We start from the raw sequence: 14,848 nt of genomic DNA on the forward strand, positions 1-14,848 counted from the left end.
GCCTGCCGAAGCCGCTATACCTGCTTAATCATACTCCGCAAGTAATTCCCCGGTGTGCACCCGTACATTTCCTTGAATTTTTTAATGAAATAAGCCGCAGTCCCGTACCCGACCATCCCGGCAATTTGTTCGACCGTCATGTTGTTGTTCTCAATCAGTACTTTGGCCTGTTCCATCCGCCGGCAGGTGACATAATCGGTGTAGGTGACTCCCAGCTCCTCCTTGAAAAGCTTGCTTAAATACTTGGGACTGATAAATACCTGTGAAGAAACCGCTTCCAGAGACAAATCACCGGACAGATGATTTTCTATATATTGTTTGGCCAGCTCAATCGTCGAGAGGGCTCTTTCGCTGTTGCGCTTCTCCGTCTCTGTAATAAAACAGGTTACCGATTCCACCAGCCAGTCCCGGAAAGCGCCGATATTGCAGATCTCAAGATACTGGTGATACAGATCGAGATGCCCTTTGGCAGGAGGCTTATAACGTACATTTTTTAAATAATCCGAGTAGACAAATACGGTGTTCGCCAGAATGAAATGGCAGTAATCCGCAGGGTATTTACCCTCCCGCATGGCAGCTGCCAACTGCTCGACAGCCGTAACCGTCTCCTGGAGCTGACGGGCATGCAGCTTGTCCTTGAACTTTGTAAGCAGGGACTGCGGCAGCTCCTCAAGGCTGTTCTCACGTTCCAGCAGACTGCGGTCGTTCAGAACCGGACATTCCGGCAGGAAATAAGCATATTTCATTAAAGCTTCGGCCTCTGTATAACTAACGCGGAGCTCAGTCATCTCCTGCACCCGGGAACCCCATGAGAGCTGGATATCCAGCTGGAACTGCTGCCTGCCCTCCGATAAGATCAGAGCGGACAGCTCTTCCAAAAGCCCGCCGATATCGTTATTAGTGCATAAAATGACCACGATCTTCTTGTCCGGCAGCTCTTCGGCAATCAGGCGGCTGTCCGGCAGGCGGACTGTTTCCAGCTGATGAATCATCCGGTGCATGACTTCCTGCATATGGCTTGAGCTTAGTCCGGCAAAGGCTTCCCCCGTGTTCAGCAGAAGGCAGCTGTAAGAATTGTAAGTTTGGGAGAACCCTATAAACCGCAGCTCTTCAGCTAATTCTTCACGGGTATAGCGGCTCTGGAGCAGGTTAAGGACAAGATTGCGCTTAATCACCGGGCTGTTGGCCTGAAGTGTCTCTTCCAGATTGATGACTTTATCATTCAGCCTGATGAAGGCGGTATCAATCAGCCGGTATTCGTTAGCTGCCGGGTCAAGGGTGTGTCCGGTGAGATCCCTGATTTTCCCGGCCAGCCGTTTGATCGGCTTGTAGCTGGCTTTTGCCCATATGCCTGATAACACAAGACCGAGCAGGACCGCAAAAAGGCAGATCCCGAGGATCAGCTTCTGTACCACAACCGATTGTTCGTAGAAAAAGCTGGCGGGCATTGCGCTGTAGATTTTCCAGCCGGTGGACGGAAGGGTATGGTAGGACACTACATAAGAGGTGTAGCCCATCTTCTCGTTAAAGCTCCCGGACGAAGTATCCGAACCCAGCACTTCAGTGATGCTGGATGCATATAAATCCGGCATTCTGAAGTTTCCGCCTTCCGGGCCTTTGATCAAATTGCCTGAAGGATCCAGAATAAATGTGCTCCCGGATTGTGTCGGCAGCATATTTTCAATAACCCCGCGAATCGCGCTTTCCTTTACATCTATTGCAACGATCAGATCACTGTCTTGTCCGGCAGACTGAAAAGGATAGCTGTGTGCATAAGTAATCAGTGCATTGGCATTTCCGCCCGGTACACTGGAGTAGATATCTTCAGGAATGACCCGGGTTTTGGTCCAAAGGTAGTTCAGCTGATTGCTGCGCATTCCGTCCATCCAGTCTGCAAAGTAGCCCGCTTGTTCCCCTTGATCAGCCTTGAACCTCAGCCCGTAGAGTGATGACAGCATAATGTTGTGCCCGGGTGCATACAGGTGTACAGCCTGTACAAGGTCCGAGTGGCTGGCAGCCTCCGATTTCAGCGCCTCCTGAAGCTCCATCATGCTGGCGGTATTGGAAAGCAGAGAGGGGTCGGCAAATAAACGGAGATTCCCGTTTTTGTCGAGCGAAAGGTCCAGATAGATCTGCTGAACGCTCTGAAGGATGGAAGTTTCAATTGTACGTGCGGTATTCTCAAGAATCAGCTGATTTTTATTCCGGAGCTCTTCCTTGTAATGCTCCGAGAAATAGATATAGAACACAGAGCAGACCATGAGAATAATGACGAGTACTATGGATACATATGAAATGGCCAGGCTGGCAAATGCTGAGTTCCATTTTTTCAAGGCATACTCTCCTCCCCCGCCGCGATTATACAGCATACACTGACACTTTAATTCATTAAGTATGTTAAGTGAATGTTAAATTACGAATTTGTTTAAAAATGATCCGAAATTACTACAAAGGAGAAATTGTCTTATTGAAGAAAAACGCGGCGTGATGCTACATTGAGACCGAATCGAAACCAAATTTATCATGATGGGAGCATTGACGTTGAAAACAAAATCCGCGAAAAAATGGTTATCTGCAGCTGCAGGGATAGTGCTTGTCTCGAATACGGTTGTTCTGTATCCTGCAACGGCAGCACCGTCTGCACCGCCATCTGTAACAGGAACTGAGCTGCCGGAAGCTCCGGCATGGGGGCATTTTGTTGATACTTACAAGAATAACAGCTCCGTGAACAGTGCCGTCTATTCCAATCCGACCATCGGCATCTTGTCCGGCTTTCTGGAGCTGTGGAAGCCCGGCTCTTCCTGGGATAACGGAACCAAGCTGAACAGCAGTGTGCTGGATTACAACATTCAATATGTAGTGGACCTGGCCAAAACCCGGACACCGGAAGATGAGATCATGGCCTATTATGTTGACCGGAGAAACCAGTCTTACGGGGCTACGGAAGGTCTTGGCTCACTGGCGGATGTGTACCGCTCCCTGTCAGGAACCTACACAACGATTAACAGCATTCCTGAGGATGCCACCTCTGTGAAATACAATGACGGTAATGGTGAAAATAAAGCCGGTGACTCGAACTCCGAGCTCGGCAGCATGGTGGATCTGATCGGAAAGCTGCGCGGCAACTATGCCTCCACTACACCCGCCAAGAACTTCTACAGCTATATGCGCCCCTTCCGCTGGGCAGATCCTTCGGTTATAGTCCCTACGCTCCGGCCTGCAATGAGCACCACTCCGGCTACGGACGGCGGATTCCCGAGCGGTCATACCAATGCTTCATATCTGGCCTCACTGGCCTTGGCCTATGCTGTACCGGAACGCTTCCAGGAGCAGCTGACCCGGGCTTCAGAGATGGGGAACAGCCGGATTGTAGCCGGGATGCATTCCCCTTTTGATGTCATGGGCGGGCGTGTTATGGCGACAGCCCTGGCGGCGGCAGCTCTGGCTGACCCGGATAATGCCGGGCTTAAGCAGGCGGCTTATGACGAAGCGCATGAGATTCTGTTGAAGCAGACCGGTACAGCAGAAGACCGTTTCGGCGATTACCAGAAAAATAAAGCGGAATATATGGAACGGCTCACCTACGGCTTTCCGCAGATTCATTCCACAACCAAGCCTATGATTGTTCCTAAAGGCGCTGAGGTGTTGCTGGAAACCCGCCTGCCTTATTTGAGCGGAGAAGAGCGCCGCGCGGTGCTGGCTACTACAGGCCTGCCTTCCGGCTATCCGGTGCTGGATGATCCGGAAGGCTGGGGACGCCTGAATCTGTTTGCCGCTGCTGACGGCTATGGAGCATTTAACAGCGATGTGACAGTGACGATGGATGCCGCGAAAGGCGGTTTCCACGCAGCGGACCGCTGGCGCAATGACATCTCCGGCACAGGCAAGTTGACCAAAGAGGGAAGCGGTACCCTGAGCCTGACGGGAAACAATACGTACACTGGCGGCACGCTGGTTAACAGAGGTACCCTCGAAGCTGTTTCAGCTGGAGCCTTCGGCACCGGGGATGTCGCGGTTACAAACGGCGCTGTCACTGAGAATGTATACGGAAAAGTGACGATTGGCGGAAAGCTGACTGCAGCTGCTGATAGTATTCTTGAGCTTAATCTGACAGGTGCGGATGATATCCTTGAAGTTAAAGGTGCTGTAAATGCGGGCGGCAAGCTGCAGGTGAACTTCACCAATAATTATGTACCCGGCAGCGGCGTAATAACACTTATTACCCATGGCGATAATCAGCGGAGCGGTGAATTCACTTCCGTCGAGGTTGAGGGGCTGCCAGGCAACTATAATGCCCAGGTCATCTATCAGGGCAATCAGATTGCCCTTGCAATTAGTGATACAGCAAATAGCGGTAATAACGGGAACGGCGGTAGTAATCCAGGCAGCACCCCTGGTTCTGCAGGCGGAACAACAGCGGGCAGCACGGCTCCAGTGACTCCGGAAGCTACAGCAGCGCCGACTCCGGCTCCTCAAGCTCCGGCAGCATCAATCAGTCCGTTCAAATCCGGCGTAGTCAGCCGGGAAACCGTTCTGAAGGCGGTCAGTGATTCTATCGCAGCTACTCAGAGCGAGAACAGAACGTTCAATGATACAGCAAGCCATTGGGGGGCAAGTGCGATCACAGCAGCAGTGAAGCTGCGCATTGTCGACGGTTATGGGGATGGTTCCTTCCGTCCCAACGCACCGGTAACCAGAGCTGAATTTGCGGCCATGATTGCCCGGGCCTTTGGACTCGGCTCAAGCACTGCTCCGGTTACGTTCCAGGATACCGTATCTACCTGGGCGGCTGGTTACATCGGCACGCTCGCAGAAAAGGGGATTGTAACCGGATATGAGGACGGCAGCTTCAAACCGGATGCAAGAATCACCCGTGCCGAGATGGTGACTATCATCTCGCGTGTGCTGGATCTCCAGGTGCTTGCGGCCGGTACACAGGCTGATTTTGCCGATGTAAGAAATGATCACTGGGCTGCGGATGTAATCCGCCAGGCATCGTCGGCTAATCTGGTTCAAGGGATATCATCCTCTGCATTTGCTCCTGCGAGTCATACTACCCGCGCCGAAGCCGTGACCATCATTATCCGTGCTTTGGCGAGCGACAGCTCGGTCAAGGCATTGATTGAAGGACTGTAACATTCAATAAAAAAGGCGAAAGATCCGTAATTCTGCGGATTTTTCGCCTTTTATTCTATTCACTGTACGGTTTCCCGCCCTTCCTCCGCGCCCGGAACCGGCGCACCTTCATCAGGTTGCCGCACAGCTTGTCGTCGCAATAGCGCTTGGAGCGGTTGCGGGTATCGTCGTAATAGACCCAGAGACAGTCCGGGTTGTCGCAGATCCGGAAGCGCGAGTGTTCCTTCTCCAGCAGCGCAGCGGCATAAGAGGCTGCGATTTCGGCCATTACCTGCGCCCATCCGGCGCCAAGCGGCTGCAGGACAAGCTCTGCTTCCCCGCCGGCCTTCCATGTGACCTGTCTTAAGGCAGGCCCTTTTTGCATATATCTGTTCAGCTGCAGCAGCAGCGGTTGCTCCGGTTCATGTCCTTGCACCAGCAGCTGCACAGAGTCCCAGAGCAAGCTGCGGAGCTGCTGCAGCTGCCCAAGCTCCTCCGGACTTGGCGGCGTATCCGCCTGCAGGGCATGCTGGTCCAGCCACTTGGCCAGCCATTCCGCATCCTCAAGCCTGTCCTTGTCCTTGCTCCGGTCGCCAGTCCGCCAATCCCGCCAGTAGCTGTTAATGAAATCTTCCCACAACACGGTCCATCCATCCTTTCGGGCATACACCTTCTCCTTGATTGTAACAGTTAAAAAATAGTTACGCTAGTTACTTGCTGATCACTTTCAAATATGCTACATTTTTATTGTAACTATTATTACGGAATTTAACTCGTTACGAGGAGGCAGGGAAATGCAGAATAAGATCAGCGAGGTATTGCTCGAGAATTGGGATTATGCTATGGATGTGGAGGACTGGTCTCCGCCGCTGGGTGCGGCACTGGAGGGAGTAGACAGTGCGCAGGCGGTCTGGAGACCGGAAGGGGCAGCCGGCAATTCGATTTGGGAGACAGTGAACCACCTGACCTACTACAAGGAACGTCTGCTGCGCAAGCTTAAGGGCCTGCCGAAGCTGCCGGATCTGGAGAACAATGACGCTACGTTTACGGTAACGGAGAGCGGGGAGGAAGCCTGGGCGGCGGCGATAGCCAAGCTGAAATCGGTCCATGCCTCCCTGCGGGAAGTGATTGAAGCGCTTGAGGAAGGTGCCTACGACTGGGGCGGCTCCGGACATGCTCCGGGCGAAGAAGTGATGAGCCTGATCCTGCATGATGCCTACCACACCGGACAGATCGTACTGATCCGTAAGCTGCAGGGCTCGTGGCCGTCGAACCGGAGTTTTAACTAGGGGCTGCCAAGCTTTAACCGGGCCCTCATTTTTCACGGACAAAAGTTAATTTATGACTATTGCACAAGCCGTACTATCACTGCCCTTGTTCGCCGGGGGAGGAGGGAGTGCGGCTGTATGCTGTTTCAACAGGGAAAAGCGGGGGTTATTGAATGCTATACTACTTAAGCGTTGAGAGGAGAGATTGACAATGGAACCGAACTACAAGGACAGAAGTGTTGAAGTGGAACGCACGGAGGTGCATAAGAAATCGGATTCCAGCCTTGTCGCATCAACCTTTATCAAATACGCGGCGTATATCATTATTATCTTCGGAATTCTCTTTTTCCTGGTGAGATATGTCTTCCCGATGTTCTAAAACAAGGCGGCATTAAAATACCTGCACACAGCACAAAAGCCACGCTGTCCTTTCTAGGGCAATGTGGCTTTTGCATGTTATACATATGTTTCTTCCTATACTTCTCTGTGGAGAAAATCACGGGATTCGGCGGAATTGCGGTAAAAAAACCAGCATTCGTTCAGGAGCTTGATCTGACGGCGGTCTTTTTTGTAATAAGCCTTCATGAGCTGATTGCAGAGCCACTGCGGCAAGGGTACCCCTCCTCTGGCATGCTTCCTATGTACCCACAGCATATGGGCAAAAGCGCTCAAAGGTGCCGGAACAATACACAATCTAACCTGAAATAACGGTGTCCGAATGGAGGACATTGTTATGGAAGCCTCGAATTTGGCGAAGTCAAATTGAGGGCCTTCTTGCAATTCCATCGTCTCAAGTTCCGCGAAAGGAGCGGCATGAATGTCTAAAGCCGTTATCCCTTAATCCCCAAATCTTCCTCTATAAAAAGCTTACCGTACGTTCTCTTCTTCCTCTTCGTACCATTGCTCCAGCTGGGCCTGCAGTGCGCGGATTTCCGTCAGAAGCGAGATCAGCGGATAGTTCTGCTCCTGGATGGAAGCAAAGGCGCTTTCCAGCCGGTTAATGTAGCCAAGCCCCGATTCCAGGACATGCTCCTCGCGGAGCAGCTCCAGGGAATCACATTCCGCAATGGCGAGCGGCAGATCCGGTACATTCTCGGCAGTCAGCTTGTCAATCTCCTTGTTAAGGCGAAGATTGAGCGCACTCAGCTGGTACGCATACTCCTCCGGCATTTCCACAAACTGCAGCTTCTGGTTTTGCTGCAAAATCACATACCGCATGGTCGGCATAAGTCAGTTCCCCCTCCGTACTTGTCTTCCTTCTTGACAGTGTAGCCTATGCGCAAGTTACAATTCAAGTAGAGATCTTTTTTCTATAGAAAGGAATTGGGTAGAACATCATGACCAGTATGGGCAACGAAGAGCTGCAGGCATGGATTGAACAGGTGTCACTGGAGAGCTTTGGCGTGCCGTTCCGGCATAAGGCCAGCTTTAACAGCCGGCTTACGACGACGGGCGGACGTTACTTTGTTAAAAGCCATAATATAGAGATCAACCCGCAGCAGCTGGCGATGTTCGGGCGGGAGGAGACCGAGAAGATCATTAAGCATGAGCTGTGCCACTACCATCTGCATCTCGCCAAGCGGGGGTATATGCACCGTGATGCTGACTTCAAGCAGCTGCTGGCCCAGGTGGGCGGAAGCCGGTTCTGCCAGACGCTGCCCGGAGCCAAGGCACGCAGAACACTGCCGTACCGTTATAAGCTGGTATGTAAGGACTGCGGGATGGAGTATCCGCGCAAACGCAGACCCGATCCTTCGCGTTACCGCTGCGGCAGATGCTCCGGCAAGCTGAAGCTGGCTGCTTTTGAAGAGGGGAAGGGTACTGCCGAGTGAGGCTTATTTAATCACCAGACCGAGCATTCCCACAAAAGTAGCAGCCTGTCCGGCAGAAATCATGCAGCCCGGGAGGTCCTGAATATCCACCTTTAAGCTGCTGAATTCACAGTCGCTGAGGTCGATGCCATTCAGCTTGCAGCCTTCCAGCATTGCCCCGTCGATATTGCACGCTGAGAACAACACCCCGTCCAGGCTGGCCTGATAATAGTCGGAGCTGGCAAGCAAGCTGTGCTTAAAAGCCACCTGCTTAAGATTTCCGAACCGGAAGCTGGCGAGCTCCCCGACACAATCTGTGATCCGCACATTTTTAAACCGTCCCCGTGTGAAATCCGTCCCGATCAGCTTGCAGTGCCTGAACTCCGTCCGGTGAATGAAGGCCTCACTGAAATCCATATTCGAGAGATCGCAGTTTTCAAAAATCACATCCGTAAGCTCAATGGCACGCAGGCTGGATTCGGTAAACGTAACATTTTTAAACATAACCTTCTCAAACGATACTCTTTCAGCCTCCTGGTATTCGATCAGACAGTCGCTGATGAGGCAGCTGCTGATTTCATCCTTGGACGCCAGGGAACCGATCTGCAGGGCGGCAAGCGGAGTCAGCTCGTTCATTTTGGGCGGGTCTATTTTATTCTTCATCTAATACCTCCGGAGCGGAAATGATCAGTCCTGGACCTTTTGGATTTTCGCCGGGTTATTGATTTTGTATGCTACAGGGTGCTTGGTCAGCTTCTTTTTAATGATTTTGGCCTCAAAAGTCAGCCGGTCGCCCACCTCAAGCTCCTGTTTTTTTAGCGTTGCACTGTAGCTGGACCAGACCTCACCTACGGTGATTTCGGGATCGGCGTCCGTAATTGCTGCGGCTTCATACACCACAATCTCATCATCGTTATCCGAAAAATGGTTGGGTACCGTGGTAAATTCTTTTACTGTAGCGGTCATTTTGACTTTGCCTTCCGGCAGCTCGAATTTCGGGGTTTTGGCTTTGGTTGCTTTCGGCTTCGCCGGCTCCTTGACGCTGACTTCCTGTACAGGGCTCTCAATATCCTGCGCAGCTTCCGGGGCGGCAGACTCCTGTGCTTCCTGCGGATCTTCGGCTGCTTCTTTTACAGTATCATCTTCCGGGACCTCTGTCCCTTGAGCAGCGGTATTCTTCACAGCGTAACCGGAAGCCTGCATTTCCTTCAAATAAGAAGGGTGGATGCAGTGCTTCTGGCCGTTATCCAGCCCGATCACTGCCGTCATATCATCGGCGTATCCCAGAATGCTGCAGGGGATGTTCATGCCGTTGCCTTTATAATAAAAGGTCTTGCTCCGGGTAGCCTTCTCTGACAGCAGGCCCCACTCCTTGCAGCGCTCGATCATCTCATCCTCACTGTCGAAGGCCGTATAATACTGTGGTTCAATGGCAAAAGGGTATTCCACTTCGGTTCCGCCTCTCTTGTTCATCTTAAGTTACGCAGTATCAACAGTTTAGCATAAAAGCTTTTATTTCTTTATCCTGCCCGCTACTTCAGCTGTCCCAATCCCAGGTTCACCCGGTAATTACCGAATTTCAGCAGCTCATCGAGAAAAGCGTTCAGCTCTTCCTGGTCCGCAGCCCTGACGCGCATCCAGTAACAGCCTTCTCCGCTAACCCGGTGCAGCTCGGCTACACTGTTATGGTGCAGTGCGAACTTTTGGAACAGGGCATGGGCGCTTCCGGAACTCAAAAACACAGTGATAAAGGCATGGATGCTCTGCCCGATTTTGAGCGGATTCCAGCGGATCGTGTAGCCTTCGATAATTTCCAGCTCCCGCATTCTGCGGATCCTTGCACCGACTGCCTGTCCGGTCATATGTACATGTTCGCCAATTTCCTTATGGCTTAACGTAGAGTCTTCTATAAGATACTGGAGGATGCGGTAATCCGTATCGTCAATGAAGGGGGTCGTCATCATCGTTCATTCCTTTCCGGGTGAAAACAGAACCGTCACATCTCTTTCACGGCACAATGTATCCTGCGCGCAGTTCTCTCTATAATGAATTGTAGCAGAAGACAGCTTAAAGGAAGAGGTGTTCATGATGAAAATACAATTGATCCGCAACGCGTCCCTGTGGCTGGAATACGGCGGTGTGACATTTCTGATCGATCCGATGTTCAGCGGACAGGGAGTGAATCCGCCGATTGTAAATACGGCTAACGGGCGGAGGAATCCGCTGGTTCCCCTGCCGGAACCGGCCGGCCGGTGGCTGGCGCCGGATGCTGTGGTGTTGACACATCTGCATCAGGATCACTGGGACCAGGCTGCCGCTGAGCTGCTGCCGCAGGATCTCCCCTTACTATGCCAGGAAGGGGATCAAAATCATATTGCGGGCCAAGGATTTCAGAATATTACTGAAGTTAAGGATGGCGCGGCATTAACGTTCCGGGGCGTAACCCTGACGCGGACCGGCGGCCGGCACGGGTCTGGAGAAATCGGGGAGCTGATGGGCAAAGTGTCCGGTTTTGTGTTCCGTGCCGAAGGCGAGCCGGTATTGTATTTGGCCGGGGACACCATCTGGTGCGGGGAGGTCCGAGAGGCCTTGGATGAGCATCAGCCGGACATTGTTATTGTAAATGCCGGGGGGGCGGAGTTCCTGACCGGGGGTCCTATTACCATGAACGAGCAGGATGTTGTTGATGTTTGCCGTTATGCCCCTGAGGCTTCCGTCATCGCCGTACACATGGAGGCCATTAACCATTGTCTGGTCACACGTGGGCAGCTTAAAGCCCGGCTGGAGCGGGAAGGGCTGGGTAGCCGCGTGGCCCTGCCGCTGGACGGGGAATGGCTGGAATTACTGTAAACACACATTGAGGAATGCCGGTTCCGGCTGCCGGATGTAACCGATCACAAAAATATATTCCGGCAGCTTGACGGAACTCTAAATTCATGATAAATTATTTCTTGTTCACGTCAATGTTCCCTGATAGCTCAGTTGGTAGAGCACTCGACTGTTAATCGAGTTGTCACAGGTTCGAGTCCTGTTCGGGGAGCCATTTTCTTGGAGAGATACCCAAGTGGCTATAAGGGGACCCTCTGCTAAGGGGTTAGACTGCGTAAGCGGTGCGAGGGTTCGAATCCCTCTCTCTCCGTTTGAAATTACTTCGTTGATTGGGATGAGAACCCTAAGTGGTTCGTTGGAGCATAAGCTTCGGTAGCGATACATCGCAATCTCTCGCATAGCGAGAGTATCCCTCTCTCTCCGTTCCGAATAAAGTTTAGAATGCGAAGAGCTCCTTTCGGGGCTCTTTTTTTATGTGTTTAGCCAGTGGGGTACGTGAAAAGATGGCAGACGACAACGATAGTCCCAATCGCGCGGAGTAGTGGGCAAATCGCTCAGGTGCGCCTTAAGAGGGCGACGTCCAAATGAAGGGGGGGGGCACCTGCCCCGGAAACTACTGTAAACGCAGTAGTTCTCTCCTCAGAGGTGGTCTGATGTACTCGGTTTTTCGAGTACAATAGGCGCGTTTGCCCGCGCGGAGGCTCAATGTACTCGGTTTTTCGAGTACAAAGGGCCCGTTTGCCTGCGCGGAGTCTCAATGTACTCGGTTTTTCGAGTACAAAGGGCCCGTTTTCCGTCACTCGACAGGCAGTCTGCCGATGCACCCCGTTAAGACTTTAATAAATTGAAGGGATGATGCTGTAAAGAGACAAATGTTATATTAATTACGCGAAAATAAAGTATTGTATTAGAAAAGGAAAGAAATTCAAAAACATCTGATCTCGCAAAACCTCCGGTTTCCTCCGTTTATCTTCGAATTCATCCAATAAAACCTTAAACACTATCACATACATATCATATCACGTAACATTACCTAACCCATAATTTCGAAAATTATATTAAAACCCCTAAATCTTAGTGACGGAAATAAGGCCCTGTGTTAATATAAATAACATCTTAAGGGTAAAACCAGAATGTAAGGCAGAGAAAGGGGACTTTAAAATTTTATGGAAAAAAGGGGATGGCGATGGAGTACTTCATTCAGCAGTTAATTAACGGAATTTCCGTAGGCAGCATTTATGCTCTGATCGCCCTTGGTTACACCATGGTTTATGGAATTATCAAGCTGATCAATTTTGCGCATGGCGATGTGTTCATGGTCGGATCATTCATCGGGCTGTACAGCGCCAGATACTTGGCGAATGCAGGATTGCCGCCGGTTGTCGTGCTGCTGTTGTCGCTGGTGATTTCCATGACGGTCAGTGCGCTGCTTGGCATCTCGATTGAACGACTGGCTTACAAGCCGCTGCGCAAAGCATCACGTATCGCCGTATTGATTACTGCAATAGGGGTATCTTTTCTGCTGGAATACACAGGCGTGGCCATTGTCGGACCACAGGCCAAAGGTTTTCCGGAGATTCTTAATAAGCAGCAGTACAACTTGTTCGGAACTTCGATTCAGGTCGATTCCAATCAGATTATGATTCTGGGTACCACTGTAGTTCTGATGATTATTCTGCAGTACATAGTCCACCGCACCAAGATCGGTAAAGCGATGCGCGCCGTATCCTATGATATGGAAGCAGCGCGTCTGATGGGAGTTAACGTGGACCGCACCATCTCGGCGACATTTGCCATCGGTTCTGCGCTGGCAGCAGCGGCAGGTGTGATTTTCGGGATGACCTACAATTCTGTAGATCCGATGATGGGCGTGCTTCCAGGACTCAAAGCCTTCGTGGCGGCGGTGCTTGGCGGAATCGGAAGTATCCCGGGGGCGCTGGTCGGCGGATTGCTGCTCGGTACGGTGGAAACTGAAGTTTCCTCACTCGGCTATTCTTCATGGCGTGACGGAGTGGCTTTTGCCGTGCTGATCCTGATTCTTATCTTCAAACCATCCGGACTGTTCGGTAAAAATGTCCGCGAGAAAGTGTAGGTGGGGGCAGCTATGAAGAAGCTGAACAAGTCGTTTTGGATCGGCATTGTACTTGCTCTGGTGTTGTACGGCATTATTCAAGTTCTTCTAACAACGGGAATCTTTGATGATGTTATGCAGTCTACCCTGTTTTTGATTTGTATCAATATTATGCTGGCGGTCTCACTGAATCTGATTAACGGGATCACCGGGCAATTCTCGATCGGGCATGCCGGATTTATGTCTGTAGGCGCTTATGTCTCGGCCATTCTGACCTTGAATTTTGATGTTCCGTTCATTCTGGCGCTGATCATTGCGGGGGTTGTGGCTGCGTGCTTCGGGATTTTGATCGGGATTCCGACGCTGAGGCTGAATGGTGACTATCTGGCGATTGCTACACTCGGCTTCGGTGAAATTATCCGTATCGTCATGCTGAATACAGAGTATGTCGGCGGCGCTTCCGGGCTGAGCGGCATTCCTAACAAAACAACCTGGACGATCGTGTTCCTGTTTACGCTGGTGACGATTGTGGTCATTACGAACTTTATCCGCTCGACGCATGGCCGGGCCTGCATTGCCATCCGTGAGAACGAGATTGCAGCAGAAGCCATGGGGATCAACACCACTCTGTACAAAGTTATTGCCTTTTCACTCGGGGCTTTGTTTGCCGGCATGGCCGGGGGATTGTCTGCCCACACCTTCTATGTCATTAATCCCGGCAGCTTTAACTTCCTGAAGTCCTTCGAAATTCTGGTTATGGTGGTCCTCGGGGGATTGGGAAGTACTGCGGGTGCTGTAGTGGGAGCTATCGTCCTGACGGTATTGTTTACTGTGCTGCAGGATTACCCTGAAATGCGGATGATTCTATACTCTGTAATCCTCATTTTGATGATGATTTTCCGTCCGAAGGGACTGCTCGGAACCGGGATCTCATTCAAGAAATTTGCCAAAAAGGGGGCGCAATCCGATGGCAGCATCAGCAAAGGCAGTGCTTCTTGATGTCAAGCAGGCCAGCCGGTCCTTTGGCGGACTCAAGGCGCTTAGTGAAGTATCTCTGCATATTGACAAAGGCGAGCTCATTGGCCTGATCGGACCGAACGGTGCCGGCAAAACTACTTTGTTCAACCTGCTGACCGGTGTGTATCCTCCTTCAAGCGGGACCATCATGCTGAACAATCAGTCCGTTGGTGGACTTAAGCCCTTCCGGATTAACCGGATGGGGGCGGCGCGGACGTTCCAGAATATCCGGCTGTTCACAGCCATGAGCGTGCTGGATAACGTCAAAATTGCCTATCACCAGCATGCTAAGCATTCGATACTTTCATCCATGGTCCGGCTCCCGAAGCATTTCAGCGGGGAGGACGAAATCACCTCCAAGGCGATGGATATTCTCAAAATCTTTAATTTGGCTGACCAGGCAGATGAGCTGGCCGGCAACATGAGCTACGGCAACCAGCGGCGTCTGGAGATTGCCCGGGCGCTTGCGGCAGGACCCAAGCTGCTGCTGCTGGATGAACCGGCGGCGGGGATGAATCCGAATGAAACGCGTGATCTGATGAATCTCATATCCTGGATCCGCCAGGAGTTTGATCTGACTATTCTGCTTATCGAGCATGACATGTCACTTGTTATGGGGGTATGCGACCGGATTTATGTTCTGGACCGCGGGATGCTGATCGCTGACGGCACGCCTGTTGAAATACGGAATAACCCCAAGGTCATCGAAGCATATCTGGGACAGGAGGCGTAGCGCC

At 51.6% G+C, this 14,848-nt stretch carries 15 protein-coding genes and 2 tRNA genes; 10 read left to right on the plus strand and 7 right to left on the minus strand.

The genetic code is table 11. The annotated features are described in order from the left end of the window. Nucleotides 1–14 precede the first annotated feature (14 nt). Nucleotides 15–2,333, minus strand: a complete 2,319-nt coding sequence (locus tag C2I18_RS17720) for an AraC family transcriptional regulator (RefSeq protein WP_249897075.1) — start codon at nt 2,331–2,333, stop codon at nt 15–17. Between the two features lie 193 nt (nt 2,334–2,526). Here C2I18_RS17720 and C2I18_RS17725 point away from each other — a divergent pair, with 193 nt between their 5' ends. After that, nucleotides 2,527–5,136, plus strand: a complete 2,610-nt coding sequence (locus C2I18_RS17725) for an S-layer homology domain-containing protein (protein ID WP_249902158.1) — start codon at nt 2,527–2,529, stop codon at nt 5,134–5,136. Between the two features lie 55 nt (nt 5,137–5,191). Here C2I18_RS17725 and C2I18_RS17730 read toward each other — a convergent pair whose 3' ends face one another. After that, nucleotides 5,192–5,758, minus strand: coding sequence for a CGNR zinc finger domain-containing protein (locus C2I18_RS17730; protein WP_249897076.1), 567 nt, complete (start codon nt 5,756–5,758; stop codon nt 5,192–5,194). A 151-nt stretch (nt 5,759–5,909) separates the two neighbouring features. Here C2I18_RS17730 and C2I18_RS17735 point away from each other — a divergent pair, with 151 nt between their 5' ends. Next, nucleotides 5,910–6,404: a DinB family protein gene (locus C2I18_RS17735; RefSeq protein ID WP_249897077.1), complete on the plus strand. Its 495-nt coding sequence runs from the start codon at nt 5,910–5,912 to the stop codon at nt 6,402–6,404. Nucleotides 6,405–6,594: 190 nt separating this feature from the next. Then, nucleotides 6,595–6,762: a hypothetical protein gene (locus tag C2I18_RS17740; RefSeq protein ID WP_249897078.1), complete on the plus strand. Its 168-nt coding sequence runs from the start codon at nt 6,595–6,597 to the stop codon at nt 6,760–6,762. 95 nt (nt 6,763–6,857) lie between these two features. Here the strand turns inward: C2I18_RS17740 and cmpA are convergent, their stop codons facing one another. Both cmpA and C2I18_RS17750 read right to left on the minus strand, forming a co-directional pair. Next, a complete protein-coding gene (cmpA, locus tag C2I18_RS17745) occupies nt 6,858–6,995 on the minus strand; it encodes a cortex morphogenetic protein CmpA (protein ID WP_249897079.1) in 138 nt (45 codons plus the stop codon). Nucleotides 6,996–7,250: 255 nt separating this feature from the next. After that, nucleotides 7,251–7,610 (minus strand): hydrolase/acyltransferase, encoded by a 360-nt coding sequence (locus tag C2I18_RS17750; RefSeq protein WP_249897080.1) that lies wholly within the window; start codon nt 7,608–7,610, stop codon nt 7,251–7,253. 119 nt (nt 7,611–7,729) lie between these two features. Here C2I18_RS17750 and C2I18_RS17755 point away from each other — a divergent pair, with 119 nt between their 5' ends. Then, nucleotides 7,730–8,215: a SprT family protein gene (locus tag C2I18_RS17755; protein ID WP_249902159.1), complete on the plus strand. Its 486-nt coding sequence runs from the start codon at nt 7,730–7,732 to the stop codon at nt 8,213–8,215. 3 nt (nt 8,216–8,218) lie between these two features. On the opposite strand, the gene C2I18_RS17760 is transcribed toward C2I18_RS17755, so the two are convergent. The 3 genes from C2I18_RS17760 to C2I18_RS17770 are packed head-to-tail and all read right to left on the minus strand — an operon-like array spanning nt 8,219 to nt 10,158. Then, on the minus strand, nt 8,219–8,857 hold the full coding sequence (locus C2I18_RS17760) for a pentapeptide repeat-containing protein (protein WP_249897081.1): 639 nt from the start codon (nt 8,855–8,857) through the stop codon (nt 8,219–8,221). Nucleotides 8,858–8,881: 24 nt separating this feature from the next. Continuing rightward, nucleotides 8,882–9,667, minus strand: a complete 786-nt coding sequence (locus C2I18_RS17765; RefSeq protein ID WP_249897082.1) for a hypothetical protein — start codon at nt 9,665–9,667, stop codon at nt 8,882–8,884. A 59-nt stretch (nt 9,668–9,726) separates the two neighbouring features. Continuing rightward, nucleotides 9,727–10,158, minus strand: a complete 432-nt coding sequence (locus tag C2I18_RS17770) for an Lrp/AsnC family transcriptional regulator (RefSeq protein ID WP_249897083.1) — start codon at nt 10,156–10,158, stop codon at nt 9,727–9,729. Nucleotides 10,159–10,282: 124 nt separating this feature from the next. On the opposite strand from C2I18_RS17770, the gene C2I18_RS17775 reads away from it, so the two are divergent. The 6 genes from C2I18_RS17775 (at nt 10,283) to C2I18_RS17800 (ending at nt 14,844) form a co-directional block, all read left to right on the plus strand. Continuing rightward, a complete protein-coding gene (locus C2I18_RS17775; protein WP_249902160.1) occupies nt 10,283–11,044 on the plus strand; it encodes an MBL fold metallo-hydrolase in 762 nt (253 codons plus the stop codon). A gap of 117 nt (nt 11,045–11,161) precedes the next feature. Then, nucleotides 11,162–11,237 (plus strand) — tRNA-Asn (locus tag C2I18_RS17780). A gap of 7 nt (nt 11,238–11,244) precedes the next feature. Then, nucleotides 11,245–11,333, plus strand: a tRNA-Ser gene (locus C2I18_RS17785). Between the two features lie 876 nt (nt 11,334–12,209). Beyond that, the gene (locus C2I18_RS17790) at nt 12,210–13,115 is read left to right on the plus strand and encodes a branched-chain amino acid ABC transporter permease (protein ID WP_249897084.1); all 906 of its coding nucleotides are present in this window, start codon (nt 12,210–12,212) and stop codon (nt 13,113–13,115) included. 12 nt (nt 13,116–13,127) lie between these two features. Then, entirely contained in the window at nt 13,128–14,093 is a 966-nt protein-coding gene (locus C2I18_RS17795; RefSeq protein WP_249897085.1) for a branched-chain amino acid ABC transporter permease, read from the plus strand. After that, on the plus strand, nt 14,062–14,844 hold the full coding sequence (locus C2I18_RS17800; protein WP_249897086.1) for an ABC transporter ATP-binding protein: 783 nt from the start codon (nt 14,062–14,064) through the stop codon (nt 14,842–14,844). Before C2I18_RS17795 ends, C2I18_RS17800 begins: the two co-directional genes overlap by 32 nt. Nucleotides 14,845–14,848: the final 4 nt, after the last annotated feature.

The organism is Paenibacillus sp. PK3_47 (assembly GCF_023520895.1).
GTDB lineage: Bacteria > Bacillota > Bacilli > Paenibacillales > Paenibacillaceae > Paenibacillus_AQ.

Coding starts and splice junctions, on each gene's coding strand:
- C2I18_RS17790 (WP_249897084.1), top strand. CDS start 12,210: ATGGAGTACTTCATTCAGCAGTTAATTAACGGAATTTCCGTAGGCAGC.
- C2I18_RS17735 (WP_249897077.1), top strand. CDS start 5,910: ATGCAGAATAAGATCAGCGAGGTATTGCTCGAGAATTGGGATTATGCT.
- C2I18_RS17740 (WP_249897078.1), top strand. CDS start 6,595: ATGGAACCGAACTACAAGGACAGAAGTGTTGAAGTGGAACGCACGGAG.
- C2I18_RS17775 (WP_249902160.1), top strand. CDS start 10,283: ATGAAAATACAATTGATCCGCAACGCGTCCCTGTGGCTGGAATACGGC.
- C2I18_RS17760 (WP_249897081.1), bottom strand. CDS start 8,857: ATGAAGAATAAAATAGACCCGCCCAAAATGAACGAGCTGACTCCGCTT.
- C2I18_RS17800 (WP_249897086.1), top strand. CDS start 14,062: ATGGCAGCATCAGCAAAGGCAGTGCTTCTTGATGTCAAGCAGGCCAGC.
- C2I18_RS17750 (WP_249897080.1), bottom strand. CDS start 7,610: ATGCCGACCATGCGGTATGTGATTTTGCAGCAAAACCAGAAGCTGCAG.
- C2I18_RS17755 (WP_249902159.1), top strand. CDS start 7,730: ATGGGCAACGAAGAGCTGCAGGCATGGATTGAACAGGTGTCACTGGAG.
- C2I18_RS17770 (WP_249897083.1), bottom strand. CDS start 10,158: ATGATGACGACCCCCTTCATTGACGATACGGATTACCGCATCCTCCAG.
- C2I18_RS17725 (WP_249902158.1), top strand. CDS start 2,527: ATGGGAGCATTGACGTTGAAAACAAAATCCGCGAAAAAATGGTTATCT.
- C2I18_RS17765 (WP_249897082.1), bottom strand. CDS start 9,667: ATGAACAAGAGAGGCGGAACCGAAGTGGAATACCCTTTTGCCATTGAA.
- C2I18_RS17795 (WP_249897085.1), top strand. CDS start 13,128: ATGAAGAAGCTGAACAAGTCGTTTTGGATCGGCATTGTACTTGCTCTG.